Origin of the sequence: Pseudomonas sp. SJZ077 (assembly GCF_007993905.1) — a bacterium.
In the GTDB taxonomy this organism is placed as follows: domain Bacteria; phylum Pseudomonadota; class Gammaproteobacteria; order Pseudomonadales; family Pseudomonadaceae; genus Aquipseudomonas; species Aquipseudomonas mandelii.
Map to the genome: position 1 here is coordinate 103,740 of NZ_VIUJ01000010.1, position 25,823 is coordinate 129,562.

Here is a 25,823-nt window from a genome sequence, read left to right on the forward strand (position 1 = left end):
ACGCACAGCAACGCACAATGGCTGTGCCAACTTCGCACAAGCGCTGACACACCATGAACCCGAATCAATTGACCGATCAACTCGGCCTGTTCCTTGATGTGCTGGAAACCGGGAGCTTTTCCGCAGCGTCCCGGCGACATCCGCTGACGCCTTCGGCGGTGGCGCGACGTATCGACAGCCTGGAAAACGCAGTCGGCAGCCAGTTGTTCATTCGCAGCACCCACGCGGTGCGTGCTACTCCTGCTGGCCTGGCGTTCGCCGAGCGGGCGCGACGGATTGTGGCGGAACTGCGCCTGGCCCGCGCCGAAGCCGTATCCCTGAGCAGTGCGCCGGAGGGCTTGATCCGCATCGATGCGCCAGCGGCGTTCGGCCGACGGCACTTGGCGCCGGTGATTGCCGACTTCCTGATGCTCTATCCGGGCCTCGACGTGCAATTGCATCTGATCGACAGTTTTGTCGACATGCAGGGGCTGAATCTGGGGAAGGTGGATCTGGTGCTGCGCGCAGGGCAAATGGCCGACACCCGTCTGGTGGCCACGCCGCTGGCAAGTATGGTGCGCATTGCCTGTGCCAGCCCGCAATACCTGAAACGCCGCGGCGTCCCGACCGAACCGGCGCAGTTGATCGAACATGACGGCCTCGACTGGGACGGCCTGGCCCCACCCTTTGCCTGGCGCTTTGAGCGCGACGGGCACCTGCACCTGCATCGCCCGGCGCGCATCCGCATGAGTGCCAACAATGCCGAAGCACTGGTCTGTGGGGCGTTGGCGGGGCTGGGCATCGCGCATTTGCCGACCTGGCTGGCCAGCGAGTACCTTTTGCGTGGCGAGTTGCTGCCGCTGTTTTGTGAAAACGGCTTGCCTCCACCGGAGACCACCGGCATCTATGCATTACGTCTTGAGCAACAACCCAACTCCCGAAGCCGCTTATTGCTGGAGTATCTGAAAACCCGCTTCAGCCCGATTCCGCCGTGGGACCTGGCACTGCAAAACACCCTGGACCGGCATTAGTCTAGAATTGTCTGGTGCATTAAAGATTCGCCCGCTAGATTCATGACGATCACTGATCAAGGCTTTGAAATGACCACCGAACGCACCACCCCGGATAACTGCGACCCGCTGCTGCTGGATAATCAGGCTTGTTTCGCCCTGCATTCCACCTCGCTGCTGATGACCAAGGTCTACAAGCCGCTGTTGCAAGCGCTGGGGCTGACCTATCCGCAGTATCTGGCGATGATGGTGTTGTGGGAGCGGGACGGGCTGACCGTAGGCGAAATCAGCACGCGACTGCTGACAGACCCCGGCTCACTGACCCCCTTGCTCAAACGCCTGGAGGTCGAAGGATTGCTCAGTCGCACCCGCAGCCGAGAGGATGAACGGGTGGTGATCGTCGAGCTGACCGAACAAGGCCGTGCGTTGCGCGACAAGGCACGCAGCATTCCCCAGTGCATCCTCGGTGCAAGCGGAATGACGCTTGAGAGATTGCAAAAACTGCAAGCGGAGCTGCAAGAGCTGCGTAGCAATCTGCAAGACAGCCTTTAATCCCTCAATCCCCCCAAATCCCTGTGGGAGCGAGCCTGCTCGCGATTGCAGTGTGTCATTGAGCATTGATACTGACTGACACTTCGTCATCGCGAGCAGGCTCACTCCCACATTTGTTTTGTGGTGTCCCAGTTGATCGCGTTGCTTCCTTCGAAAAAATCTTCCGCTAAAAAATCCTGCCGCGACCGCTCTAACTCAACACCTCCAACCCGCGCACTTCTCCAAACCAAAACTTTTTCAAAAATTTATATTGCGCGCTAACTATTAGCGCGATACATTCATCTCGCACTTACTTAGCGCGCAAACATTTAGCGCAAACAAATCAAATCTGAACGAGGCTCACACCATGCAAACTCTCTACACCGCAATCGCAACCTCCACTGGCGGCCGTGACGGTCGTGCGGTTTCCAGTGACAACATCCTCGACGTCAAACTCGCCACCCCGAAAGAGCTCGGTGGTGCCGGCGGCGCAGCGACCAACCCTGAGCAATTGTTCGCCGCCGGCTACTCCGCCTGCTTCATCGGCGCGCTGAAATTCGTCGCCAGCCAGACCAAACGCAGCATCCCGAACGACGCGTCGATCACCGCCCATGTCGGCATCGGCCAGATCCCTGGTGGTTTCGGCCTGGACATCGACCTGCACATCAGCCTGCCAGGTCTTGAACAAGCCGACGCGCAAAGCCTGGTCGAGGCGGCTCACCAAGTCTGCCCGTACTCGAACGCGACCCGTGGCAACGTCGATGTGCGCCTGCACGTCACCGTCTAACCGCCGACTACCAGGCCCGAACAGGAAATGAACATGAACACTTTCAGCAAAGTCTTGACCGGCACCCTTCTCGCTATGTCCATCAGTAACGCGTTCGCAGGTGATGGGGTTGAACACAACACCCAGGCGTTCCTCGACGTTCTGAATTCCGGCACCGGCAAACCGATGGAACAACTCACCCCCAAAGAAGCCCGTGCGGTGCTGGTGGGTGCGCAAGCCTCGGTGAAACTGACGCTGCCAAAAGCCGATGTCAGCGAGAAGACCATCCAGGTCGACGGCCAACCGCTCAGCCTGACCATCGTCCGGCCGGCCGGTGTCAAGGGCGAGCTGCCAGTGTTCATGTTCTTTCACGGCGGCGGATGGGTGCTGGGAGATTTCCCGACCCACGAACGTCTGGTTCGCGACCTGGTGACAGGGTCGGGTGCAGCAGCGGTGTTCGTCAATTACACCCCGTCCCCGGAAGCGCATTATCCGGTGGCGATCAACCAGGCCTACGCCGCGACCAAATGGGTGGCCGAGCACGGTAAAGAGATCAACGTCGACGGCAAACGCCTGGCCGTGGCCGGCAACAGCGTCGGTGGCAACATGGCAGCCGTGGTTGCACTGATGGCCAAAGACAAGGGCACGCCGGCGATCAAGTTCCAGGTGCTGCTGTGGCCGGTGACCGATGCCAGCTTCGAAACCGCGTCCTACAACCAGTTTGCCGAGGGTCACTTCCTCACCAAAAACATGATGAAGTGGTTCTGGGACAACTACACCACCGACGCCAAACAACGTAATGAAATCTACGCCTCGCCGCTGCGGGCCACCACCGCGCAACTGAAGGGCTTACCGCCTGCGCTGGTGCAGACAGCCGGTGCCGACGTGTTGCGCGATGAAGGTGAAGCCTATGCCCGCAAACTCGACGAGGCTGGTGTGCCGGTCACATCGGTTCGTTACAACGGGATGATTCACGACTACGGCTTGCTTAACGTAGTGAGCCAGGTGCCGGCGGTACGGTCGGCGATGCTGCAAGCGTCCGAAGAACTCAAGCAACACCTGAAATAACACCGCCCCCTGTAGGAGCGAGGCTTGCCCGCGAAGGCGTCGTGTCAGTCGACATCGATGTTGAATGACACGACGCCTTCGCGGGCAAGCCTCGCTCCTACAGGGGCGGGTGTTTCAGACAGGCACAAAAAAGCCCGACTCAATGGTCGGGCTTTTTCATTCCTGAAGCTGTGCTTATTTAGCACGGCCTTTGTAGGAACCGCCTTCGCGGGTATCGATCTCGATCATGTCGCCGATTTCGATGAAGTCGGCAACCGACAGCTCGGTACCGTTCTTCAGTTTGGCAGGCTTCATCACCTTGCCGGAAGTGTCACCGCGAGCGGAACCTTCGGTGTAGTCAACCTGACGCACGATAGTGGTCGGCAGTTCTACGGAAACCAGACGCTCTTCGAAGAAGATCGCTTCGCAAACATCGGTCATGCCTTCTTCAACGAAAGGCAGAACGGCTTCGATGTCTTCAGCGTTCAGCTCGTACATGGTGTAGTCAGTGGTGTCCATGAACGTGTAGGTGTCGCCGCTGATGAAGGACAGGGTCGCTTCTTTGCGGTCGAGGATTACGTCGTCCAGTTTGTCGTCAGCGCTGTAAACGATCTCGGTCTTGTAACCGGTCAGCAGGTTTTTCAGCTTGGTCTTCATGATCGCGCTGTTACGACCGGATTTGGTGAATTCAGCTTTCTGAACCAGCCAAGGATCGTTTTCGAGACGGATCACGGTACCGGGTTTCAGTTCTTTACCAGTTTTCATTGCGAATATCCGAATTTGGATGGGATTTACAAAAATCTAGGCCGCGTATCATATCCAATTTACATAAAACTGTACCAGCGCCGCGGCAAGATCGGCCTGCAAGGCCTGTTCCAGACACCACGTCTCGGCGTGTTTTTGCAGCTCGGGCCAGTGTTTACGGGTCGCAAGCCAGTGGTCGGACATATCATGACCCGCATTCCACGCACGCCAAAGACCGCTGATCGCCTCGCCGGCAGGCTCGGACAGGCCTTTCGTGTACAGCGTCAGGAAGGCGTCGAGCTTGTCCAGGTGGATGTCTTCGTCCTGCTGATAGATGTGCCAGAGCAGCGGCCGCCCTGCCCATTGCGCGCGGACAAAGGAATCTTCACCGCGCACGGCGTTGAAATCGCAACACCAAAGCACGTGATCGTATTGATCCTGTCGGACGAACGGCAGGATTTGTACGGTCAATTGATCTCGCACATGCAGCGCACCGGCGGCCAATCCGTCGACGCCCAGCCAACGTTCGACATCCCCGAGAATCCGGCCTTCGGGCACCAACAGATGCGTGGGTGTCGAATCGACGGCCATCACGTCCAGCCAACTGGCCAAGCCGCTATTTTCGTAGGCAAATAGCGAGATCAGTTGGGCATTGGGCGCGCGATCAATCCCAAGGCCTTGCAGGAATGCTCGCTGCGCCTCGGGGTCTTGCTGAAACTGCCTGCGACGTTCAAGCAATCCGCTTTCACGCAGCAACCCGCCCGTGCCTTTCTGAAACCCCGGAAAGAAGAAGTACTTCTGCACATTCTTGTACTTCACCGACGGCAAACCGTGACAACCGATCACCCAGTCTTCGGCGCTCAGGTAGTCGAGGTTCATCCACAGCGGCGGCTTTTCCCGCGAAGCCATGGCGTCCATGTAAGGGCCCGGCAACTGGCAGGCGAACGCGGCGATCACCACATCAGCGGCTTCAGCGGGTTGCCATTCGGTGGGCCACTGATGCACCTCCACACCCTGCTGCCATTGCTGCGTGGCGCTGATGTCGATTTCAGGACAGATACGTTCAAAGGCCCGCAGGTCATCGACCCACAACCGCACCGCCACGGCATGCTGGGCCACCAACTGTCGGGCCAGGCGCCAGGTCACGCCGATGTCGCCAAAGTTGTCGACCACGGTGCAAAAAATATCCCAGCGCCAGCGGTTTTTCACTTGAGGCATTTCAGGCATTCCAGGCTCCCGTTGGCAAAGGCGCCGATTGTCCGCATAAATTACCTCACGCAGAAGAGCCGACGGCGATTAATCTTCGTGCGACAATCGCCATTCGCCCGCGACCACCCGCCAGGAGGCAGCCATGCCCTACCGTCCCGCCCCGCGCCGCCCGTTGCCGATTCAGCTCAATGCGCTGCAATTGACCGGCAGCATTGCCCTCGGTCTGTGGCTTGGATTCCTCGCAATTGCGCTGACCTGCTGGCTCGCCTCGCGCCTGCTGTTCAGCGAGCAACTCGCGCCGGTCGCAGCCGCTGTAGAGCAACTGGCCAAGCCGCCAGTGGTAGTGCAGCCGGTGCCGGACATCCCGGCGCAAAGCCCGCTGTTCGAACAGTACGAAGAGAACCTGCGCAAGAACGAGCAGCAGCAACGCATGGATCAGGCCCGCAGCAGCGGTCGCAACCTGTCCAATCCGAAATGCCAGTTCTGGCTGCAACAGGACCAGACCGCGCCGAGCGAAAAAAGCCGCGCCAATGTCCTGCAATTCTGCGACTGATCATGAATAAGCAAACCGTCCACCAACTGATTCTCGACAAGCTTCGAATCGATCTCGACATCGCCGAACGTGCCGCGCAAACCGCTTACGAAACCGCGACCCACGAAGAAAACATCGCCGAAAACAAGTACGACACGTTGGGGTTGGAGGCGTCTTATCTGGCGGCCGGACAGGCCAGGCGTGTCGAAGAAATCAGGCAGTCACTCGTGCTTTGCCAAAACCTGGCCTTGCGCCCGTATGACCCACAACGCGGGATCGAAGTGGGCGCCCTGCTCGGCCTGGAAGACGAAAAGGGTCGTGAGCAGTGGCTGTTTCTGGCGCCTGACGCAGCGGGTCTGAAAGTCGATATGGTCGGACAGATGATCACCGTCATCACCCCTCGCTCACCGCTGGGTAAAAGCCTGCTGGGCAAGTTCGAAGGGGACGAGGTAGAGATTCTGGTGGCGGGCGCTCGGCAACAGTTTGCTGTTACCGAGGTGATTTAAAAGGGATCAGTGGACCGGCAGTTCGACGCCGTCGAACAGCTCTTCCAACTCCTGCTTGTTGTGGCACTGAATGGCCTTGGCCATGACTTCGCGGGTCAGGTGCGGCGCGAACTTCTCGATGAAGTCGCACATGAAACCACGCAGAAAGGTGCCACGACGGAAACCGATTTTAGTGATGCTGGATTCGAACAGGTCGCTGGCATCGAGCATGACCAGATCGCTGTCGAGTTTGGCATCGACTGCCATTTTTGCCACGATGCCCACGCCCAGGCCCAGACGAACATAAGTCTTGATCACGTCGGCGTCGGCCGCGGTGAACACCACTTTCGGCGTCAGGCCGCGATGGCTGAAGGCTTCATCGAGTTTCGAACGGCCGGTAAAACCGAACACGTAAGTCACGATCGGGTATTCGGCCAAGGCTTCGAGAGTCAGCTTGGACACCTTGGTCAGCGGGTGGCCCTGAGGCACGACCACGCAGCGGTTCCAGCGGTAGCACGGCATCATCACCAGGTCGCCGAACAGCTCCAGGGCTTCGGTGGCAATGGCGAAATCCACGGTGCCGTCAGCGGCCATTTCAGCGATTTGCATCGGCGAACCCTGGTGCATGTGCAGGGCAACGTCCGGGTACTGCTTGATGAAATTGCTGATCACCGGCGGCAAGGCATAACGTGCCTGAGTGTGCGTAGTGGCGATCGACAGGGTGCCTTTCTTCTCGTTGGAGAATTCCTGGGCGATCTGCTTGATGCTTTCAACCTTGCGCAGGATCTCGCCGGCGGTGGTGATGATGCGCTCGCCGGCTGGGGTGACGCGGGTCAGGTGCTTGCCGCTGCGGGCAAAAACCTCGACGCCCAGTTCGTCTTCCAGCAGACGGATCTGCTTGCTGATGCCCGGTTGCGAGGTGTAAAGGCTTTGGGCCGTAGCGGAAACGTTGAGGTCGTGGTGCGCCACTTCCCAGATGTAGCGCAGTTGTTGAAGCTTCATATGAATCCCTCAAAGCAAGGTAGACGCCACGGGCATCAGCGACGATATATAACTATATTAATGGTTCGAAGAATAAATCTAGAACTTTTTTGTCAAATTGCCACTATCTGTTGTTCTAGCGATCCCCTTGGCGGCGACGTTCAACCAGCGGCACCAGGTAAACCGGCACCCGAGACAGTTGCAACACCCGCGCAGCGGTCCGGCCCAGGGGTGTTTCCGCACCTGCACCATGGCTATGACTACCTACGATCAACAAATCCACGGAGAGTTTCTGCGCCTGGTCGAGAATCACCTGTGACGGGTCACCCTGCAGCACCCGCACCGCTTTGATCCGCTCCAGATCCTGCTCCCCTTCATCCCCCAACTCCTCTCGAAAGCTGTCGAGCACCCGCTGCTCGATATTGGCGATCACCGTATTCAAGCCCTGACTGTGAAACTCGTTCAAGGCCTGCTCATCGAGGTAACTCTGCAGCACTGATTCGGCAAACAACCCCATGGGTTCAACGGCGTGCACCACATACAAATCAGCATTGAATGTCCGCGCCAGCGCCAAGGCATGCTGCATCACCAACGGTGCGTACAGCCCGAGGTCCGTGGCATACAGCATCGAATGAATCATATGACCTCCTCGCGTGCCAACATGGCGGAGATTTGATTCAGCTTAGCAGTGCCTTGGCGAGTGCGACGTGCGGCGTAACGTGTTGAACGGAGGGCTTAAACTTTTTGCTCGTTGCTGATGCCGTGGGGCACGTGGCCGGTGGCGACCACTTCGCGGGCCAGTTCACAATGGCCGGCCTGGTCGTCGAAAAACACATCGGCGGCGAACGCTTCGAGAAACGCCGACTTGGTCAGCCCACCAAGAAACAGCGACTCGTCCAGACGAATGTCCCACTCGCGCAAAGTACGAATCACCCGCTCATGGGCTGGCGCCGACCGCGCCGTCACCAGGGCGGTGCGGATCGGACAGGCGTCATCGGGAAACTCGCGTTGCAACAGATTGAGGGCGGCGAGGAAGCCTTTGAACGGACCTCCGCGCAAAGGCTCGCGGGCCGATTCGCGTTCGCTGGCCTGGAACGCTTCCAGGCCGCCGGACTGATAGATCCGCTCGGACTCGTCGGAAAACAGCACGGCATCACCGTCAAAGGCGATGCGCAATTCATCGCTGGCTGCACGGCTGGCACCGCCCGACAGAATGGTTGCTGCAGCAAATCCGGCATCCAGCGCGCTGCGCACGTCTTCGGCGTGGGTGGAGAGAAACAGGTCGCAGCCAAAGGCCTTGAGGTACGGATAAGGACTGCGCCCGCCAACGAACGCCGCGCGGGAAATCGCCAGGCCATAATGATTAATCGAGTTGAATACGCGCAGGCCGGTGTCGGCGCTGTTGCGCGACACCAGGATCACCTCGACCCGGGCCCGACCGAGGCTGGCGTTCAGATTGAGCAGTTTCTCCACCAACGGAAACGCATCCCCGGGCGCGAGGATTTCGTCTTCGTGCTCGATCTGATATTGCCGGTAGGCTTCGACGCCGCTCGACTCATAAACCTTGTGGCTTTCGTCCAGGTCGAATAGCGCTCGCGACGAGATCGCCAGCACCAGTCTGTCGTCGATAGTCTTTGCCATGCCCTTCCCCCTCAGGTTGATCGACTTACGTGTTGCGTCGATCGATAAAACTCAAGCCGCGATACAAGGCCTCGATTCGCGGCAATTCGCAACCCGCCGCCTTGGCCGCCGCCAGAGGTCGCGCGTAAATTGCCTGCAGTTCCAGCGGTCGTTTGTGCAGAAAATCGTGGTACATGCTTGGCCAATAGTCGGGCATTTTCTCGGTCACCTTGAACAAATGCTCGGCATACCCGGCCGGTATGTCGTGACCGCAAGCGATTGCCCCCTGAACCACTTCGGCCATCAGCGCCTGGATCAGTTCCCGGCTGTCGGCATCGGCCATCAACGGCGTGGTGCTGGCCCCAAGCAGAACCGACAGGCCGTTGTAAGGGATATTCCAGACCAGCTTTTGCCAGCGTGCCTGGTGCAGATTCGGCATGGCCTGAGAGTCGATGCCGGCCGCGCGGAACAGTCCGGCGCCCTCCTCGACAATCGTCATTCGCGCCTTCTCATCGGCTGCGGGACCGCTGTGGTAGCCGACGTTCACCGCGCCGAGCGCTTGATGGGTTACGACGCCAGGCCCTTCGCGATGGACGCAGATAAAACACAGCCCGCCGAGCAGGTGCAGGGAATCGGGAAGTAACTCACGCAAGCTGTCTTCGACGTCCAGGCCATTTTGCAACAGCAGGACGTTGGCATTCGGCGCGGCGGCCTGGATGATGGCGGGCGCGAGGTCCGCGTTGCTGGTGGTTTTTGCGCCGACCAGCAACCAGTCACAAGCGGGCATGTCCTCAGCAGACGAATAGGCCTGGACCGGGTTCAGCGTCAATGCGCCATGCACCGCACTGTCAACGTGCAGCCCGCGTTCGGCGACCGCTGCAAACTCACTGCGCAACAAGAAGTGCACATCGAACCCGGCACGCGCCAGCATCACCCCGTAGAACCCGCCGATCGCGCCGGTTCCGATAATCCCGATTGTCGGTTTGGCAACTGCCCCCATCATGGCAACTCCTCTGCATGTCGACTGAGCGCCTGGCGCACGGCTTCATTGAGCCCGGTGCTGGTCAGGCGCGACTGTACTGCCCCGAAAAACTCGCCGTCGCGCACTACAAACAGCGCCGGCAAATGAAAAACCTGATAACGCTCGACCAGCCCGCCATTGTCTCCGGCATCGATCCAGCACAGCCGATCGATCGCCAGATCGAGTCCTGGCAATTGCTCGCGGGCAAAACGGCAACTGGCGCAGCCGACACTGGTGAAAATTACCAGCGACACACCGCTCATCGCCAGCAGCCGCTGGTCGGCGTCGAAATCAGTCAGTTGCAATTCGACCACTATACTGGGGGAAACAATGTCAAATGGCCGACACAGGGAGTTTGTGTTCATGGGACGTTTTTTACCTCACCCTGACGATGTGCCCGTCGAGTTAACGTTGCTCAAGCATGAGTGCATTTCGCGGCAACGGCTGCACACTATCAGCCTCGGCGGCATGGCTTGCAATTACCACCGCGCCTGGCGCCACGGTACGGCGCTGGAAGTGCGCATGCCAACGTTGAATCCCGATTTGCGCTATCTGGGTTATGTGGCCTGGTGCCTGCGACGCAAACGCGGTTACCTGGTGGGCATTGCCTTCGTCGACGAACAGATGCTGTTCAGTGCGCGAATGGGCGAGCAGGTTTGCCAGATCGAACGTTATTGCCGCCTGCGTGACGCACACGATGACCTGCAGGATATTCAGGCCCTGGCCCTCGACTGGGTCCAGCAGCATGCCGACGAGTTCTCTCACGACACGGTTCGCAAGGCATTTGCACAGCCTGCGCTGGGTTAGGCAACGCTCTCAATTAGTGAGAATGCCCCTAAAACCAGCGTCTGCCCATTGTCGAGCAGGCGCGTAACGCGCTAAGGTTCGGCTCCCCGACGCGCTTAATTTGCTGTGCTCCGCCGCGCGGGTTCGCTGGCGGCCGGCACCCGTGACCTGACGAGTAAACGATGGCTGATTTACCGATCAACGACCTAAACGTCGCTTCCAACGAGACCCTGATCACTCCCGATCAGCTAAAGCGTGACATCCCTCTGAGCGACGCTGCCCTGCGCACTGTCACCAAGGGCCGTGAAGTCATTCGCAATATTCTTGATGGCACCGACCACCGCCTGTTTGTTGTCATCGGGCCTTGCTCGATCCACGACATCAAGGCTGCCCACGAATACGCCGAGCGCCTGAAGGCGCTTGCGGCTGAAGTGTCCGATACCCTGTATCTGGTCATGCGCGTGTATTTCGAGAAGCCACGCACCACCGTCGGCTGGAAAGGCTTGATCAACGACCCGTACCTGGACGACTCGTTCAAGATTCAGGACGGTCTGCACATCGGTCGTCAATTGTTGCTGGACCTGGCCGAAATGGGCCTGCCGACCGCAACTGAAGCCCTCGACCCGATCTCCCCGCAATATTTGCAGGACCTGATCAGCTGGTCGGCCATCGGCGCGCGCACCACCGAATCCCAGACTCACCGTGAAATGGCCTCCGGCCTGTCCTCGGCAGTCGGCTTCAAAAACGGCACCGACGGCGGCCTGACGGTCGCTATCAACGCCCTGCAATCAGTTTCCAGCCCTCACCGCTTCCTGGGTATCAACCAGGAAGGTGGCGTGTCGATCGTCACCACCAAGGGCAACGCCTACGGCCACGTGGTCCTGCGCGGTGGCAACGGCAAGCCGAACTATGATTCGGTCAGCGTCGCGCTCTGCGAGCAAGCGTTGAACAAGGCGAAGATCAAGCCGAACATCATGGTCGATTGCAGCCACGCCAACTCCAACAAGGACCCGGCCCTGCAACCGCTGGTGATGGAGAACGTCGCCAACCAGATCCTCGAAGGCAACCAGTCGATCATCGGCCTGATGGTCGAAAGTCATCTGAACTGGGGCTGCCAGGCCATCCCGAAAGACCTCGCCGACCTGCAATACGGCGTGTCGATCACTGATGCCTGCATCGATTGGTCCGCTACCGAAAATACCTTGCGCAGCATGCACGCCAAGCTCAAGGATGTGCTGCCCAAACGCGCTCGCACCTGATCACGTTTCGCCGAACACAAAAACGCCGGGCTAAACCCGGCGTTTTTTTGTGTTCGTATTTTAAGGTTACTGGCTCAACTTGGCGGCATGCCGCTGGTGACGTTCCATGTAGCGCTCGACGTAAGAGCACGATGGAATGACGGTGTAACCCATTTCCTCAGCGTACTCCAACGCCTTCTCGGTCAAGGCTGCCGCAATGCCGCGACCACGCAGCGCGTTGGGCACAAAGGTGCGATAGATATCCAGGGTCTGTTTCCCCAGATCCATATAGGTCAGGTAGGCACGATGACCGTCCACACTGGTCTCGAACTGATGACCAGCCTGGTCATGGTGGATGGACAACGCCTCGCTCATCACTACTCCTCGCGGGTCTTGAATTCTGACCCCTACCTTACCGATGTTTTTCCGGCGAAGGAACATCTACGCCACCTCGTGCCTGAATGGACACCGAGAAGAGCGGCACCGATCTCGCACAACCGAGCACGTATCAAATAGTAGGCACCATTGGCAGAAATGCTCAAGGTACGCTCGTCATCGCGCTCAGTGGCGGGTGCTGCTCCGGGTGACGCAGGGACGGCTCGACCGGAGATATCTGCGGGTCGATAGCCTGAACATTGCCGGATGTTGAGACTTAAGACGAACGCGCGCTCTTAAAGTCACCATCAAGAGGGATAAAGATTATGAGAGCCACGGCGCAAAATCCGAACAAAAGTATGGACGAATCCATATAGACAGACTTTAGCCAAGAATGAGAAAAACAGCGGTGAGTACACGGAACTTTTTTCGGCGGCTCGCTCATCTCGGGCCTCCTGGCTGGATATTTTTTAAACAACGCAGTTAAAAGTTGCTCGAAAAAGAATCAACGCCTACAATTTTTTTTGCTTCTTGCTACACGTCAGTTTACTTACTAGAAGTAATGGGTAGTATGTACGCCGGCTATTTCCTCACTCTGAGGAGACAGCTACTTAATAGAAAGTCCTTGAAGGGGAACACGATGAACAACGTTCTGAAATTCTCTGCTCTGGCTCTGGCCGCAGTTCTGGCTACCGGTTGCAGCAGCGTATCGAAAGAAACCGAAGCACGTCTGACTGCTACTGAAGACGCAGCAGCTCGCTCCCAGGCTCGTGCAGACGAAGCTTACCGTAAAGCTGATGAAGCTCTGGCTGCTGCTCAAAAAGCACAACAGACTGCTGACGAAGCTAACGAGCGTGCTCTGCGCATGCTGGACAAAGCTAGCCGCAAGTAATAATCCTTCGGGGTTGTTATCAAGCCGACCCATTTTTGGGTCGGCTTTTTTTTGCCCGGTGTTTCCTGCCGGCCATAAAAAACCCGCCGACGCGGCCTGCGTCGGCGGGTTCTTTTCAAGCCTTACTGCAGCGGATCGATCGGCGCACTCGTCACCATCGACGTAGAAGCGTTCGGCACTGCGATTTCAACCGGCAAGCCATCTTCAGCGGCAACCACGTCACGCACCACATCCCAATTCATGCGCAGGTTGTTGGTGATGTCCTCGCGCTTGAGCATCGCGTTGATCACCGCGGTGTGCTTGTCGACCACCGACGGGTTGCCGTTGTCGTCCAGCGGGGTGTGCGCTTCCAGATACACCTTGCCCCCACTGACGCCAAACTTGTAAGGGTCGTTGATGATGCGCACCGACGTCCCGACCGGCACCATGCCCGCCATTTCGAGCACGTTGTTGTTGAACATGCGGAAGCAGCCGTGGCTGGTGCGCATGCCGATGCCGAACTTCTTGTTAGACCCGTGGATCAGGTAGCCCGGCGTGCCCAAGGTGAATTTGAACGGCCCCAGTGGATTGTCCGGGCCTGCCGGCACGACGTTCGGCAGCGGATCGCCATCAGCGGCGTGCTCGGCCTTGATCGACGCTGGAGGGGTCCAGGTCGGATTCGGCGTCTTGGCGATGATGCTGGTATGGGCAATCGGCGAGCCCCAGCCTTCACGGCCGATACCCAGCGGGAAGGTGTACACCACGTTCCGGCCTTTCGGGAAGTAGTAGAGGCGGTACTCGGCCAGGTTGATGACGATGCCTTCGCGCGGACCCGGTGGCAGGATGAAACGCGTCGGCAGGACGATCTCGGTGCCAGCGCCCGGCAACCATGCATCGACGCCAGGGTTGGCCGCGACCATTTCCGAATAGCCCAGATCGTAAGTGGTGCCGAGGTCGGCGAAGGTGTCTTCGTACTTGGCATTGATCACTTGTACCTGACCGATGATGTCTTCACCGGGCGGTGGCAGGGGCAGCTCCAATGCGGCTACGGGGCCCGCCACACAAAGGGCGGCAAGAGACAGGCAGCGGGTGACGGCAGGAAAACGCGGCAACATCCGGAAAATCCTTCGCATGATCGACAAGGGTATAAAAACGCGATTGTACACTGGCATCTGGAAAATCGGGGAGTTGACCGATAGCAAGCAATCTATCGGCTTCTAAAGCTCGAAACGCAGTTCCGGCCAGATCGGCGAGGTGCCGCGCTTCTGCGATTCGAGAATGGCCCGGCACAGCGAACACAGGCGCTGGTCCTGGAACACCCGGCGGTCGACACTCGACCAGCGCGGTTGCGCGGGCAGCAGACTGCCGCACAAGGTTCGATCGGCCGAGCCGCCCAACTCCAGCTGACGGGTCACCAGATGCACCCGCACTTCCTGGCAGGCGAACAGATCCAGCTGTTCGTCAGGCTCGATCAGTTGGTAGGCAAAAAGGGACCAGGCAGGACGCGGCATCGGGGGCTCCAAATCGGGGGCGCCACCTTAGCCGAAACACCGCCGCTAGAAAAGCGTCAAAGCAGCGGTTTCAGTGTCGGCCAGACATTTTCCAGCAACTTGTCCTGAGCGCCCGCAGCCGGGTGCAATCCGTCGGCCTGCATCAAGTCCGGATGACCGCCCACGCCGTCGAGAAAAAACGGTACCAGCGGGATGTTTTTCTCTTCGGCCAGTGCGCTGTAGACCTTCGCAAAAGCCTCGGTATAACGAACTCCGTAGTTGGGTGGCAACTGCATGCCGAGCAAAAGCACCTTGGCGCCACTGTCTCTGGAGCTGTCGATCATCGACGCAAGGTTTTGTTGCAAATTAGCTGGGGGCATTCCGCGCAGGCCATCGTTGCCGCCCAATTCGAGGATCACCAGCTCAGGCTTATGCTCTGCAAGCAGCGCAGGCAGGCGCGCCTGGCCTCCGGCACTGGTGTCGCCGCTGATGGAGGCATTGACTACCTTATCGTCGAAACCTTCACGCTTGAGCCGTTGCTCAAGCAGCGACACCCACCCCAAGCGGGTATCCAGGCCGAAACCGGCGCTGATACTATCGCCAACGATCAGGACAGTACCCGCCGCTGCGTTCTGGGCCATGCACATCAAGGCCAGGCCAGCACTCAAAAACCACACACGCATCGGATTCTCCATGGGCGCAAGCATTCTCACCGCGAAGAACCTCAGCAAAGTGGTTCCCAGCGCGGAAGGTGAACTGACTATCCTGCACGAACTCAGCCTGGAACTGAACAAGGGCGACAGCCTGGCCATCGTTGGCGCCTCCGGTTCCGGCAAATCCACTCTCCTGGGCCTGCTCGCCGGCCTCGATCTGCCGAGCAGCGGTGAAGTCACCCTCGCCGGCCAGAGCTTGAGTAATCTCGATGAAGACCAACGGGCGCGCATTCGGGCCGAGCATGTGGGTTTTGTGTTTCAGTCATTTCAACTGCTGGACAGCCTGAACGCACTGGAAAACGTCATGCTGCCGCTGGAGCTCGACGGCCGCAAAGATGCCCGCGAACGTGCCACTCAATTGCTCCAGCGCGTTGGCCTGGGCCAGCGTCTGACCCACTCACCCCGCCAGCTCTCCGGCGGCGAGCAGCAGCGCGTTGCGATTGCCCGTGCGTTTGCCGCAGAACCCGATGTGCTGTTCGCCGATGAGCCCACCGGTAACCTCGACAGCCACACCGGCGAGCGCATCAGCGACTTGCTGTTCGAACTCAACCAGGAACGCGGCACGACCCTGGTGCTGGTGACCCACGACGAACGCCTGGCACATCGCTGCCGGCGCCTGATCCGCCTTGAAGCCGGCCTGCTGGTCGCCCCTCTGGAGCCTTGATGGCACGCCTGCCGCTGTTGCGCCTGTTCAGCCTTGCCATCCGCCAACTCCTGCGCGACGCCCGCGCCGGTGAGTTGCGCGTGTTGTTCTTCGCCCTGGTGGTTGCCGTGGCGGCGAGTACCGCCATCGGTTACTTCGGTGCCCGCCTGAACGGCGCCATGATGTTGCGCGCCACCGAATTTCTCGGCGCCGACCTGTTGCTTGAAGGCAGTTCTCCCGCGCGTCCGGAACAGATCAAAAGTGGCACGGAACTGGGACTCGAACACGCTCAAGTAGTCGAGTTCTCCAGTGTCATCGCCACCGACAACGGCATCCAGCTGTCCAGCATCAAGGCCGCCGACGACGTTTATCCGCTGCGCGGCGAACTGAAAAGCGCCCCGGCGCCCTTCGCCCCGGAAGAAACCGGTGGCGGCCCCAAACCCGGCGAAGCCTGGGTCGAAGCGCGACTGCTGACCGCGCTCGACCTGAAGATCGGCGACAGCATCGATGTCGGTCTGCGCACTCTGAAACTGGCCCGCGTCCTGACTTACGAACCGGACCGTGCCGGCAACTTCTACAGCCTCACGCCACGGGTGCTGATCAACCTCAGCGACCTCGCCGCAACCGGCGTGGTGCAACCCGGCAGCCGGGTCAGTTACCGCGAACTCTGGCGCGGTAAAGCCGAGGCACTGGAAACCTACCGTCAACTGATCAAACCCGGCCTGGCTGCCAACCAGCGCATCCAGGATGCTCGCGACGGCAACCGACAGATCGGCGGTGCGCTGGGCAAGGCCGAGCGTTACCTGAACATGGCCAGCCTGGTGGCGGTTCTGCTGTCCGGCGTGGCGGTGGCGCTGTCGGCAACACGCTTCGCCACTCGCCGATTCGACGCCAGTGCCTTGCTGCGTTGCCTGGGTCTGTCGCGTCGGGAAACCATGGTGTTGTTCAGTTTGCAGCTGACGGTACTTGGCCTGCTCGCCAGCCTCGGTGGCGCGCTCCTCGGCTGGCTTGCACAGCTTGGATTGTTCGCGTTGCTGCATGATTTGTTGCCAACCGACGTACCTCCGGGCGGTCTGTTTCCTGCCATCGCCGGGATCGGCACCGGGCTGGTGGCCTTGGCCGGTTTTGCCCTGCCGCCACTGGCTGCTCTCGGTCGAGTTCCGCCACTGCGGGTGCTGCGTCGGGACATGCTGCCGATTCCTTCCAGCACCTGGATGGTCTATGGCGCTGCGCTGGGCGCCCTCGGCCTGATCATGTGGCGCCTGAGCCTCGACCTGGTGCTGACCTTCGCCCTGCTCGGCGGCGGCGTGATCGCGGCGGTCATACTCGGCGGGTTGCTGTTGCTGCTACTCAAAAGCTTGCGTCGGATGCTGGCACGCGCTTCATTGCCCTGGCGCCTCGGGCTAGGCCAACTGCTGCGTCATCCGCTGGCGGCGGCCGGACAAGCCTTGGCCTTCGGTTTGATCCTGTTGTCCATGGCGCTGATCGCTTTGCTGCGTGGCGAGTTACTGGACACCTGGCAGAACCAGTTACCGAAAAACGCACCGAACTATTTCGCCCTGAACATCCTGCCCGCCGACAAACAGGCCTTCACCGATCGACTGATCGAGCTGTCAGCCCAATCGGCGCCGCTGTACCCGGTGGTGCCGGGACGACTGATCAGCATCAACGGCGAGCCGGTACAGGAAATCGTCAGCAAGGATTCGGCGGGTGACCGGGCTATCCAGCGCGACCTGAGCCTGACCTGGGCCGCGGACCTTCCGGCGGGCAACAAGCTCACAGCGGGCAACTGGTGGAGCGAACAGCCAGCCGATGACGTTCCTGGCGTGTCGGTGGAAGGCAAGGTCGCCGAAAGCCTGAAGCTCAAGCTTGGCGATCACATGGTTTTTACCGTCGGCGGAGCCAATCGCGAAGCGAAAGTCACCAGTCTGCGGGAGATCAACTGGGACAACTTCCAGCCGAACTTTTTCATGATCTTCCAGCCTGGCACGTTGAAGGATTTGCCGGCGACCTACCTGACCAGTTTCTATCTGGCGGCGGGTCACGACCAGCAGATTGTCGACCTGTCCAGGGCCTTCCCGGCGGTCACCATCCTGCAAGTCGAAGCCTTGCTGGAGCAGCTGCGCAGCATCCTCGCCCAAGTCACCTTGGCCGTGGAATACGTGCTGCTGTTTGTATTGGCGGCGGGGATGGCGGTGTTGTTCTCGGGCTTGCAGGCGACCCTCGATGAGCGCATTCGCCAAGGCGCGCTGCTGCGAGCACTGGGGGCCGAACGGCAATTGCTGGTCAAGGCGCGGCGGATCGAGTTCGGTTTGCTCGGCGCGGTCAGTGGCCTGTTGGCGGCGTTGGGGTCTGAACTGGTGAGCCTGGTGCTTTATCGCTACGCCTTCGACCTGCCGTGGCATCCACATCCGTGGCTGTTGGTGTTGCCGTTGATTGGCGCAGTGTTGATCGGCGGCGCCGGTGTATTCGGTACCCGTCGCGCGCTGAACGCCAGCCCCCTGACAGTGTTGCGCGAGGGTTGATAGACTCAAGACTCTCCCCTCACAAGAAGTTGCCATGAGCCGTTATCGCCCTCCCCGCCCCGCAGGCACCGCGCTGATCACCCCGGAAGGTGAAGCGCGGATGCGGGCCGAGTTTCATGAGCTCTGGCATGTCCGTCGGCCTCAGGTGACGCAATCGGTCAGCGAGGCAGCGGCACAGGGCGATCGTTCGGAAAACGCCGAGTACACCTACGGCAAAAAGATGCTGCGCGAAATCGACAGTCGCGTGCGCTTTCTCACCAAGCGTCTCGAAGCACTGAAGGTTGTCAGCGAGAAGCCAAGCGACCCGAACAAGGTCTACTTCGGCGCCTGGGTCACCATCGAAGATGAAGACGGCAAAGAGTCACGCTATCGTATTGTCGGGCCGGATGAGCTGGACTTGAAACTGGGCCTGATCAGCATCGACTCGCCGCTCGCCCGCGCGTTGATCGGCAAGGCGCTGGACGCCGAGGTTCGGGTCCAGACACCCACCGGTGAACAGTGCGTGTATATCGTGGCGATCGAGTATCTCTAAAGCTTCAGCGGCGCGTGATCAAACCTTGCCGGGCAACCCGGGTGAGCTGCCTGATCACCTCTGGCGCCTCTTCGACGCTGGGCGATTGAATCACCGCCAGATCAAAACTGTCGCTGGCAAACCGCGCCAGTGATTCACCGTCTTCGACAAACTGGATCAGGAACGCTGCAGGGCCGCCGGTACGACGTGGCCAGCCATCGAGATAACGCAGGAGCGTCGGCTGATGTTTTCCGCCAAGCAGGATTTTGGGGTTGCGCTGGGTGAGGTGTGCCGTGATCGGCGCGGGGCGTACAACGGGGCTTAGTGCATTCATTGGGTCGTGTCTCTGCCTCAAAAGTCTGCATGGCAGGTGAGAGGCAACACCGAACCAGCGCTTTAGCGGTATTTCGAAGCCTGTTACTAGCTTCTATCGGCAACTGGATGAGTTACCTGGCGCCCCGCAAGTAGCTGTTTAAATCGGCGCATGAGCAGCATCCTAGAGAAGCTGACCGGACAGTGTCAAGAATGACGCGCAACAAAAAGGCCCGCGCAATGCGGGCCTTTTCGTTGAGCCAGAGCGGTCAGTCAGCGATCGCGCGGTCTACCGACAGTTTGCCGGCACCCTCGATCAGTACCGCGATGCTGCCGCCGAGCAAGGCCAGGGCGAATTCATAACCGTTGTTGGTCATGAACAGGCCGTGGCTGATGTGCACGGTAAAAATGGCGACCAGCGAAAGGATGGTCAGCCCCAATGCTGCCGGACGTACCAGCAGACCTATGATCAGGGCCAGACCGCCGAAGAACTCGGTACCACCGGACAAGATCGCCATCAGGTGACCCGGTGCCAGACCCAGACTTTCCATGTACTGCGCGGTGCCGGCTATGCCGTAGCCACCGAACATGCCGAAGAGTTTCTGCGCACCGTGAGCAGCAAAGATGATGCCGACGAAGATTCGCAGAACGGTCAAGCCGTAGCCAGCGCGGGTAAACAGTACCTTGTTGATCAGTGTGCTCATGCTGTGTCATCCATAGTGATTGTGTGTTGGTTGGCCGTCATACTAATCGATAAAACAAATGTTAAAAGCGCATTATTTGCGACATAACAATCAGTTTAGCCGATCATTTCCGTGAGGCAACTTTCTGCCCCTGGGGCTCCAACGATTCCCTCTCACGATCGAACGCCAGGTAATACTTGTTCACGCTATTAACATAGCTGACGGCACCCATTCCCACCTGCTCCATTGCAATGCGCTCGACCTGGAAGAACCACTGATTGGGATTCAGGCCTCGGCGTCGGGCTTCGGCGCGCATGCCCTGCACCCGCTCCGGCCCCATGTTGTAAGCCGCCAGCACAAACGCCATGCGCTCGCGCTCGTTGAGTTTGGGGCTTGCGAAGAACTTGCGTCGGATCATTGCCAGGTACTTGGCCCCGGCCTGCACATTGGCGTCGAGGTTCTGAATGTTGTTGACCCCGACGCGCTGGGCGGCGGACGGGGTGATCTGCATCAGGCCGGTGGGGCCGCTGCCGCTTCGGGCGTTGGGTTGCAGGGCAGACTCCTTAAACGCCAGTGCTGCCAGGTTCAGCCAGTCCATGCCCTGGGCATCTGCGTGCTTTTGCAGCACCGGGCGAAGTTTTTCCAGACGCTGCCGATCAGCCTTGGCCAATGGATAGTGCACTTGATACAGACGTCGATAGATGCGCAGGAACGCCGCATCCTGGTCCGACGGCTTCTTGTAGGTCGTCAGGAAGCGATCGATGCTCGCGCGCAGCATCGAAGCGTCGCGTCGCACGAACCAGAACTCTTCACCCGGATCGCTGATCGACACCTGCTTATCGAGACGTAATTTGGGCAGGATCTTGCCCCAGCGCTCGGCAATCGGCTGCTCGACGATGGTCAGGTGAAAGATCCCGCCCTGGACCATTTCCAGAACGTCTTCGACCGCCAGACTGGGGTCGACCCATTCGATTTTCATCGGTGCCAGTTTGTGCAGCGCCAGCTTTGAATTGATCTGACTGACCGCATCCCCGGCCGCGCTGCCGGTGGGCAGCGCCAGGGTCTTACCCGAGAGTTGTTCGACGCGGGTGTAACGGCGCTCACCCTTGATGCCCACCAGCACCAACGGGATGTTGCTGGCAATCGGTTCACTGCTGCTGACCGCATGGCCCGGTTGCAAATCGAGCAGTTCCCCCGGCGCCACCAGGTCGCCCTCCCCGCGTTGCAAGGCACCGAGCAGTTGGTCCTTGCCTTTGGGAATGATCTTGAGGGTTATTTCCTGCCCGTCACGGGCGTGACCGTTGAGGTATTGCTCGAAGGCGCGCAGGCGGTGGTATTCGACGCCGATGGCCTGGCCCTGGACTTCACCGGAACTATTGCGGCTCTGGTTGACCAGCACCCGCAGCACACGACTGCTGCGAATCTCCGCCAGGTCACGGACCTTGGCCGCCGGCACGGCTTGCAGCGGGCCGGCCAGACGCGCAACCGCCGGCATCGGCAGCAGCAACGAACAGCACAGCAGTAGCAACATCGAGGGACGTGTCATCCACTCTCCGGAAAGAATACTGGGCCGATCTCATGAGTTTTCATGAAATCGAACGACAGAAACAGAGCGCCTTGAGCGCTGACAAAGTGCAAAAGACTGGCACAGTGATGGCACCCTGGCCACCCCTGCGTGTCTCGCGGCATCAAGAGACAGCCTTAACTCGTTGTAGTTCTTGGCTTTTCTTATAAATCTACAGCTCTGATATGCTTTCCGGCCTTTGGTCCGAGGTAGCACCATGCAACTCATCGATATCGGCGTCAACCTGACCAACCCCAGTTTTGCGGATAAGCACCAGGCCGTACTCGATCGCGCGTATGCCGCGGGGGTCTGCCAATTGGTCCTGACCGGCACCAGTGTCGAAGGCAGCGAGCAGGCGCTGGAGCTGTGCCGGCAACTGGACGAAACGGCCCAGCGACTGTTCGCCACCGCAGGCATTCACCCTCATTCGGCCAGCGACTGGAACGCCGACAGCGACCAGCGCCTGCGCAGTTTGCTCAAGGAACCCAACGTGGTAGCCGTGGGTGAATGCGGGCTGGATTTCAATCGCGATTTCTCGCCGCGTCCCCAGCAGGAAAAAGTCCTCGAAGAGCACCTAGCGATGGCGGTCGAGCTGCAATTGCCGGTGTTCCTTCATGAGCGCGATGCCAGTCAGCGACTGCTGGAAATTCTCCGTGATTACCGCGATCAGCTGCCGGCGGCGGTGGTGCATTGCTTCACCGGGGAAAAGAAGGCGCTGTTCAGCTACCTCGATCTGGATTTGCACATCGGCATCACCGGCTGGATCTGCGACGAGCGCCGGGGCACGCATCTGCATCCGTTGGTGAAAGAGATCAAGCGCGGGCGCTTGATGCTGGAGAGCGATGCGCCGTATCTGTTGCCACGCAGCTTGCGACCCAAGCCGAAGAACGGTCGCAATGAACCGGCATATTTGACTGAAGTGCTGCGGGAAGTGGCGTTGCATCGGGGGGAAGCGGAAGATGATCTGGCCGCCCACACCACCGCCTGCGCTCGCGCGTTCTACGGCCTGCCATCAATCCCCCGGTAACCACAAATCCCCCTGTAGGAGCGAGCCTGCTCGCGATGGCGTCGGCACATCCAACATTAATGTGACTGACAGGCGCTATCGCGAGCAGGCTCGCTCCTACAGGGGGGTTGCTGATCGTTGATCCACATCAAGTCCGGAATCCCTGCATAGCGGCACAATGCTGGCACCTTGCCAATGCTGTTTCCGCTATCAGAGAAGACCTCCATGGGTGCCTGGCTTAGCAACATCTCACTGAAGTACAAATTCTGGGCGGTCAATGCGGTCGCCTTCTTCACCACTCTTTTGCTGGTGCTGTACGCCGTGCAGCTCGAACAACAGGCCCGCAGCCACGCCTCTCAAGTGTCGGCTCAGGCGCAGGCTCGCTTGCTCAATGCCTGGCCTGCCGGACAACCGCTGCCCAAGGCCGATAACCTGCTGACCTACAGTCGCGGACAGGCGCCGTTGCTGAACGAGCAGCCGGTGCTGGAACTGGCCGATGCCAAGGGCTGGGTCAAGATCAATTCAATGCCGCTGTTCGGCGAAAACCCGTTGATGGGCGCCGAGGTGTTCTCCCGCCCCGACGGTCAGCAGATCGCGGTGATCGCCCATGGCCCGAGCCTGAGCCAGGTGTTTGGCGAACGCTTCGCCAATTACGCGGTGGCGGTGTTCATCCTGATGCTGGCGATGCTGGCCGCTTCGCAGCTATTGATCCGCTTCCTGCTGAGCCAACTCAACACCTTGAAAGATGTGATGCTCCACGTCGAGAAAACCGGCGACCTGTCAGCCCGTGTGCCACTCGCCTGCAAGGACGAGGTCGGGCAGATGGCCAATGCCTTCAACGCGATGCAGGCCGGATACCAGCGAGTAGTCAACACCGTTGCCAGCACTGCCCGGCAACTGGATGTCGGCGCGGCACGACTGGCCTCAAGCATGAACGAGGTGCGTCACGGCATGCTCGGCCAGCAAAGCGAAACCGATCAGGCCGCCACGGCGATCAACGAAATGACCGCCACTGTCTATCACATCGCCCAGCATGCCGGCGCGACCCGCGACCTCTCGCAAACCGCCGATACCTTGGCCGGTAGCGGGCAGGAAGTGGTCAGCCGGGTACAGAAATCCATCGCCGGGTTGTCCAGCGGCGTGCAGCAGACGGCCGAGATGATCCAGCGCCTGGCCGAGGACAGTCAGAAAATCAACGGCGTGGTCGGCGTGATTCACAGCATTGCCGAGCAGACCAATCTGCTGGCCCTGAATGCGGCGATCGAAGCGGCCCGCGCCGGCGACATGGGCCGTGGCTTTGCGGTGGTCGCCGATGAAGTGCGCAACCTGGCCAAGCGCGTGCAAACCTCGACCGACGAGATCACGATCATGGTTTCCGCGCTGCAGGCCGGGACTCGGGACGCGGTGGACTTCATGCAGGAAAGCTCATTCAAGGCTGACGACTGCGTGCAACAGGCCCAAGAGGCTGGTGTCGCGCTGGCACAAATCACCAGCGCGGTGGCACAGATGCGCGAAAGCAATACCCAGATTGCGGTGGCGGCCGAGCAGCAGAGTCAGGTCGCGGAAGAAATGAACCGGGCGGTGGTGAGTATTCGGGATGTGACCGAGAACACCGTGCAGCAAACGGTGGATTCGGCGACGACCAGTAATGATTTGGCAGCGTTGGCTGGGGAGTTGAACAAGGCGATCGGGCAGCTCAAGCTGTAAGGGCCTCTTCGCGGGCAAGCCTCGCTCCTACAAGGGTTGGCGATGCTTTTGATGTTGCAGGAGCGAGGCTTGCCCGCGAAGGCGTCAGACCGGTCACAATCAATCCCGACCATGGCCGCTATCACTCCGATAGCCAACCTTGATTCGCCGCCCGCAGTGGCCAGGCCTATTCTTCAATCATGTGTTCAACATGGATCGAGGATTAGCATCATGGGCAAACGTCACCCCAACCTACCCGCCTGGCAATGGCGCGCCTACCCGGGCAATCACCAGCACCCGACCAATCTGGTGTTGCACCTGATTGCCGTGCCGCTATTCATCGTGGCGTTTTTGCTGATTGTTTCCGGGGTGTTCGGCCTGAACTTCGTGAACTTCGCCATCGGTGTCATTGGCGTGATCGCTGCACTAGGCTTGCAGCGCCACGGCCACAGCCTGGAGACGCAAGCCTCCGAGCCGTTCAGTGATCGTAAGGATGCGCTATCGCGCTTGCTGGTCGAGCAGTTCCTGACCTTTCCACGGTTTTTCCTCAGCGGCGGCTGGTGGCGCGCCTGGCGTGAGCGCCACCGTCGTCATTGATCAGGCGAAAATCGTCACCGTCTGCCGGCTCATGGCGATCAACTGACCGTCCGCGCTCCACAGTTTCGCGGCCGCGTGACCGTAGCCGTCAGCGCCATGCTCGATTTCCACCAGGTATTTGCACCAGTCCAGCGTATTCAACTCGAGCAACGGCTGGACGAATTCTATGGTCCAGGTCAGCGTGCTGCCCATCGCGGGTTTGCTCAGGTGTGGCAACAGGGCCGGTGGCCAGGCGTCCACCAGCGCCAGAATATGCGACTCGCCGAGCGCCTCTTCCTTCACATCCCCACGCAAACGCACCCAGCCGCCCATATCGCGGGATTTGTTGCCGGTGAACGGCAGACCGCCGACACTCCAGCGCATCGCCAGATGCTGCATGAATTCCGGTAGTACGCCTTTGATATACGGCAGTTCCTGGCAATCGTCCCAGTGCTTCATCTCAGGTGCCGGCTCGGCCGCGACCGCCACTTCGGAAGGTCGCGAGGCACCGAAGCTGCCCTGGATCAACGTCACCACTTGCCCCTTTTGCATCGCCCGGCCCAGCACCTGGCTGACGGCTTTGCCTTCGCGCAACACATCGACCTCAAAACTGACCGGCACTTCGGGTTCGACTGGCCCGACAAAGGTGATCGCCAGCGAACGCACCGGCCGATCCGCCGGGACTTTTGCGCGCATGGCTTCGTATTGCAACGCGGCCACCAGGCCACCGAAACTGGCACGCCCCTGAGCCCATCCGGCCGGAATAGACAGCGCCAGCGGCTGGCTGCGGACGGCGTCGAGCAGATCGGAAAAGCGCATGGAAACCTCAGTGCGGAAAAAAGATGGAGAGATCTTAACCAGCCAGCGCAGGCGGCACAGCGCTTATTCCGGCCAAAAGCACTGACAGATGAGCCGTGCC

At 59.8% G+C, this 25,823-nt stretch carries 30 protein-coding genes; 15 read left to right on the forward strand and 15 right to left on the reverse strand.

Annotated features, from left to right (window positions below):
* The first annotated feature begins 53 nt into the window (after window positions 1-53).
* The 4 genes from FBY01_RS16630 (at window position 54) to FBY01_RS16645 (ending at window position 3,354) form a co-directional block, all read left to right on the forward strand.
* The gene (locus FBY01_RS16630) at window positions 54-1,010 is read left to right on the forward strand and encodes a LysR family transcriptional regulator (RefSeq protein ID WP_083374703.1); all 957 of its coding nucleotides are present in this window, start codon (window positions 54-56) and stop codon (window positions 1,008-1,010) included.
* Between the two features lie 69 nt (window positions 1,011-1,079).
* Window positions 1,080-1,541: a MarR family winged helix-turn-helix transcriptional regulator gene (locus tag FBY01_RS16635; protein ID WP_042932887.1), complete on the forward strand. Its 462-nt coding sequence runs from the start codon at window positions 1,080-1,082 to the stop codon at window positions 1,539-1,541.
* A gap of 346 nt (window positions 1,542-1,887) precedes the next feature.
* Window positions 1,888-2,307, forward strand: a complete 420-nt coding sequence (locus FBY01_RS16640; protein WP_010461312.1) for an organic hydroperoxide resistance protein — start codon at window positions 1,888-1,890, stop codon at window positions 2,305-2,307.
* Window positions 2,308-2,340: 33 nt separating this feature from the next.
* Complete coding sequence (locus tag FBY01_RS16645) at window positions 2,341-3,354, forward strand: alpha/beta hydrolase (RefSeq protein ID WP_145308643.1); 1,014 nt, start codon at window positions 2,341-2,343, stop codon at window positions 3,352-3,354.
* A 174-nt stretch (window positions 3,355-3,528) separates the two neighbouring features.
* Here FBY01_RS16645 and FBY01_RS16650 read toward each other — a convergent pair whose 3' ends face one another.
* Window positions 3,529-4,098: an elongation factor P gene (locus FBY01_RS16650; RefSeq protein ID WP_007943632.1), complete on the reverse strand. Its 570-nt coding sequence runs from the start codon at window positions 4,096-4,098 to the stop codon at window positions 3,529-3,531.
* A 48-nt stretch (window positions 4,099-4,146) separates the two neighbouring features.
* The gene (gene earP / locus FBY01_RS16655; RefSeq protein WP_145308645.1) at window positions 4,147-5,304 is read right to left on the reverse strand and encodes an elongation factor P maturation arginine rhamnosyltransferase EarP; all 1,158 of its coding nucleotides are present in this window, start codon (window positions 5,302-5,304) and stop codon (window positions 4,147-4,149) included.
* Between the two features lie 124 nt (window positions 5,305-5,428).
* On the opposite strand from earP, the gene FBY01_RS16660 reads away from it, so the two are divergent.
* Together FBY01_RS16660 and FBY01_RS16665 are read left to right on the forward strand one after the other, a co-directional pair.
* Window positions 5,429-5,839 (forward strand): hypothetical protein, encoded by a 411-nt coding sequence (locus FBY01_RS16660; RefSeq protein WP_010461324.1) that lies wholly within the window; start codon window positions 5,429-5,431, stop codon window positions 5,837-5,839.
* 2 nt (window positions 5,840-5,841) lie between these two features.
* Window positions 5,842-6,324, forward strand: coding sequence for a GreA/GreB family elongation factor (locus tag FBY01_RS16665; RefSeq protein ID WP_145308647.1), 483 nt, complete (start codon window positions 5,842-5,844; stop codon window positions 6,322-6,324).
* 6 nt (window positions 6,325-6,330) lie between these two features.
* Here FBY01_RS16665 and cysB read toward each other — a convergent pair whose 3' ends face one another.
* The 5 genes from cysB to FBY01_RS16690 form a co-directional block, all read right to left on the reverse strand.
* The gene (gene cysB, locus FBY01_RS16670; RefSeq protein ID WP_010461327.1) at window positions 6,331-7,305 is read right to left on the reverse strand and encodes an HTH-type transcriptional regulator CysB; all 975 of its coding nucleotides are present in this window, start codon (window positions 7,303-7,305) and stop codon (window positions 6,331-6,333) included.
* A gap of 115 nt (window positions 7,306-7,420) precedes the next feature.
* Window positions 7,421-7,924 (reverse strand): universal stress protein, encoded by a 504-nt coding sequence (locus tag FBY01_RS16675; protein WP_010461329.1) that lies wholly within the window; start codon window positions 7,922-7,924, stop codon window positions 7,421-7,423.
* A 95-nt stretch (window positions 7,925-8,019) separates the two neighbouring features.
* Entirely contained in the window at window positions 8,020-8,925 is a 906-nt protein-coding gene (locus FBY01_RS16680) for a 5'-nucleotidase (protein WP_145308649.1), read from the reverse strand.
* A gap of 25 nt (window positions 8,926-8,950) precedes the next feature.
* Window positions 8,951-9,907 carry a putative 2-dehydropantoate 2-reductase gene (locus FBY01_RS16685; RefSeq protein WP_145308651.1) on the reverse strand — a complete coding sequence of 319 codons (957 nt, stop codon included), beginning with the start codon at window positions 9,905-9,907 and terminating at the stop codon, window positions 8,951-8,953.
* Window positions 9,904-10,290, reverse strand: a complete 387-nt coding sequence (locus FBY01_RS16690) for a co-chaperone YbbN (protein WP_042932242.1) — start codon at window positions 10,288-10,290, stop codon at window positions 9,904-9,906. The genes FBY01_RS16685 and FBY01_RS16690 overlap by 4 nt, the downstream gene beginning before the upstream one ends.
* Here FBY01_RS16690 and FBY01_RS16695 point away from each other — a divergent pair.
* Together FBY01_RS16695 and FBY01_RS16700 are read left to right on the forward strand one after the other, a co-directional pair.
* The gene (locus tag FBY01_RS16695) at window positions 10,289-10,732 is read left to right on the forward strand and encodes a PilZ domain-containing protein (protein ID WP_010461337.1); all 444 of its coding nucleotides are present in this window, start codon (window positions 10,289-10,291) and stop codon (window positions 10,730-10,732) included. The two genes, FBY01_RS16690 and FBY01_RS16695, sit on opposite strands and share 2 nt — an antisense overlap.
* A gap of 161 nt (window positions 10,733-10,893) precedes the next feature.
* The gene (locus FBY01_RS16700) at window positions 10,894-11,970 is read left to right on the forward strand and encodes a 3-deoxy-7-phosphoheptulonate synthase (RefSeq protein ID WP_010461339.1); all 1,077 of its coding nucleotides are present in this window, start codon (window positions 10,894-10,896) and stop codon (window positions 11,968-11,970) included.
* A gap of 66 nt (window positions 11,971-12,036) precedes the next feature.
* Here the strand turns inward: FBY01_RS16700 and FBY01_RS16705 are convergent, their stop codons facing one another.
* A complete protein-coding gene (locus FBY01_RS16705; RefSeq protein WP_010461341.1) occupies window positions 12,037-12,324 on the reverse strand; it encodes a GNAT family N-acetyltransferase in 288 nt (95 codons plus the stop codon).
* A gap of 640 nt (window positions 12,325-12,964) precedes the next feature.
* Here FBY01_RS16705 and oprI point away from each other — a divergent pair.
* Complete coding sequence (oprI, locus tag FBY01_RS16710) at window positions 12,965-13,216, forward strand: outer membrane lipoprotei OprI (protein ID WP_002553018.1); 252 nt, start codon at window positions 12,965-12,967, stop codon at window positions 13,214-13,216.
* A gap of 122 nt (window positions 13,217-13,338) precedes the next feature.
* Here the strand turns inward: oprI and FBY01_RS16715 are convergent, their stop codons facing one another.
* The 3 genes from FBY01_RS16715 to FBY01_RS16725 all read right to left on the reverse strand — a co-directional run bounded on the left by FBY01_RS16715 (window position 13,339) and on the right by FBY01_RS16725 (window position 15,368).
* Entirely contained in the window at window positions 13,339-14,310 is a 972-nt protein-coding gene (locus FBY01_RS16715) for a L,D-transpeptidase family protein (RefSeq protein WP_145308653.1), read from the reverse strand.
* A 102-nt stretch (window positions 14,311-14,412) separates the two neighbouring features.
* On the reverse strand, window positions 14,413-14,706 hold the full coding sequence (locus FBY01_RS16720; protein ID WP_003226812.1) for a hypothetical protein: 294 nt from the start codon (window positions 14,704-14,706) through the stop codon (window positions 14,413-14,415).
* A gap of 56 nt (window positions 14,707-14,762) precedes the next feature.
* Window positions 14,763-15,368: an arylesterase gene (locus FBY01_RS16725; RefSeq protein ID WP_010461351.1), complete on the reverse strand. Its 606-nt coding sequence runs from the start codon at window positions 15,366-15,368 to the stop codon at window positions 14,763-14,765.
* Window positions 15,369-15,378: 10 nt separating this feature from the next.
* On the opposite strand from FBY01_RS16725, the gene FBY01_RS16730 reads away from it, so the two are divergent.
* Genes FBY01_RS16730 through greB form a run of 3 tightly spaced genes read left to right on the forward strand, consistent with a single transcriptional unit; the run spans window position 15,379 to window position 19,098 of the window.
* The gene (locus tag FBY01_RS16730; protein ID WP_010461353.1) at window positions 15,379-16,062 is read left to right on the forward strand and encodes an ABC transporter ATP-binding protein; all 684 of its coding nucleotides are present in this window, start codon (window positions 15,379-15,381) and stop codon (window positions 16,060-16,062) included.
* Entirely contained in the window at window positions 16,062-18,566 is a 2,505-nt protein-coding gene (locus FBY01_RS16735) for an ABC transporter permease (RefSeq protein WP_145308656.1), read from the forward strand. Before FBY01_RS16730 ends, FBY01_RS16735 begins: the two co-directional genes overlap by 1 nt.
* Before the next feature lie 34 nt (window positions 18,567-18,600).
* Window positions 18,601-19,098, forward strand: coding sequence for a transcription elongation factor GreB (gene greB / locus FBY01_RS16740; RefSeq protein WP_007943614.1), 498 nt, complete (start codon window positions 18,601-18,603; stop codon window positions 19,096-19,098).
* Window positions 19,099-19,102: 4 nt separating this feature from the next.
* Here the strand turns inward: greB and FBY01_RS16745 are convergent, their stop codons facing one another.
* The 3 genes from FBY01_RS16745 to FBY01_RS16755 all read right to left on the reverse strand — a co-directional run bounded on the left by FBY01_RS16745 (window position 19,103) and on the right by FBY01_RS16755 (window position 21,618).
* Window positions 19,103-19,411, reverse strand: a complete 309-nt coding sequence (locus FBY01_RS16745) for a hypothetical protein (protein ID WP_010461613.1) — start codon at window positions 19,409-19,411, stop codon at window positions 19,103-19,105.
* Between the two features lie 247 nt (window positions 19,412-19,658).
* Complete coding sequence (locus FBY01_RS16750; protein WP_077747921.1) at window positions 19,659-20,093, reverse strand: DoxX family protein; 435 nt, start codon at window positions 20,091-20,093, stop codon at window positions 19,659-19,661.
* 103 nt (window positions 20,094-20,196) lie between these two features.
* Window positions 20,197-21,618: a transglycosylase SLT domain-containing protein gene (locus FBY01_RS16755; RefSeq protein ID WP_077747922.1), complete on the reverse strand. Its 1,422-nt coding sequence runs from the start codon at window positions 21,616-21,618 to the stop codon at window positions 20,197-20,199.
* Window positions 21,619-21,853: 235 nt separating this feature from the next.
* Between FBY01_RS16755 and FBY01_RS16760 the strand changes: the two genes are divergently transcribed.
* From FBY01_RS16760 to FBY01_RS16770, 3 genes are all read left to right on the forward strand, one after another.
* The gene (locus FBY01_RS16760; RefSeq protein WP_145308658.1) at window positions 21,854-22,663 is read left to right on the forward strand and encodes a TatD family hydrolase; all 810 of its coding nucleotides are present in this window, start codon (window positions 21,854-21,856) and stop codon (window positions 22,661-22,663) included.
* Between the two features lie 204 nt (window positions 22,664-22,867).
* Complete coding sequence (locus tag FBY01_RS16765; RefSeq protein WP_145308660.1) at window positions 22,868-24,349, forward strand: methyl-accepting chemotaxis protein; 1,482 nt, start codon at window positions 22,868-22,870, stop codon at window positions 24,347-24,349.
* Between the two features lie 210 nt (window positions 24,350-24,559).
* The gene (locus FBY01_RS16770) at window positions 24,560-24,925 is read left to right on the forward strand and encodes a terminase (protein WP_010461619.1); all 366 of its coding nucleotides are present in this window, start codon (window positions 24,560-24,562) and stop codon (window positions 24,923-24,925) included.
* Here the strand turns inward: FBY01_RS16770 and FBY01_RS16775 are convergent, their stop codons facing one another.
* Entirely contained in the window at window positions 24,926-25,723 is a 798-nt protein-coding gene (locus FBY01_RS16775; protein ID WP_145308662.1) for an acyl-CoA thioesterase II, read from the reverse strand.
* Window positions 25,724-25,823 lie beyond the last annotated feature (100 nt).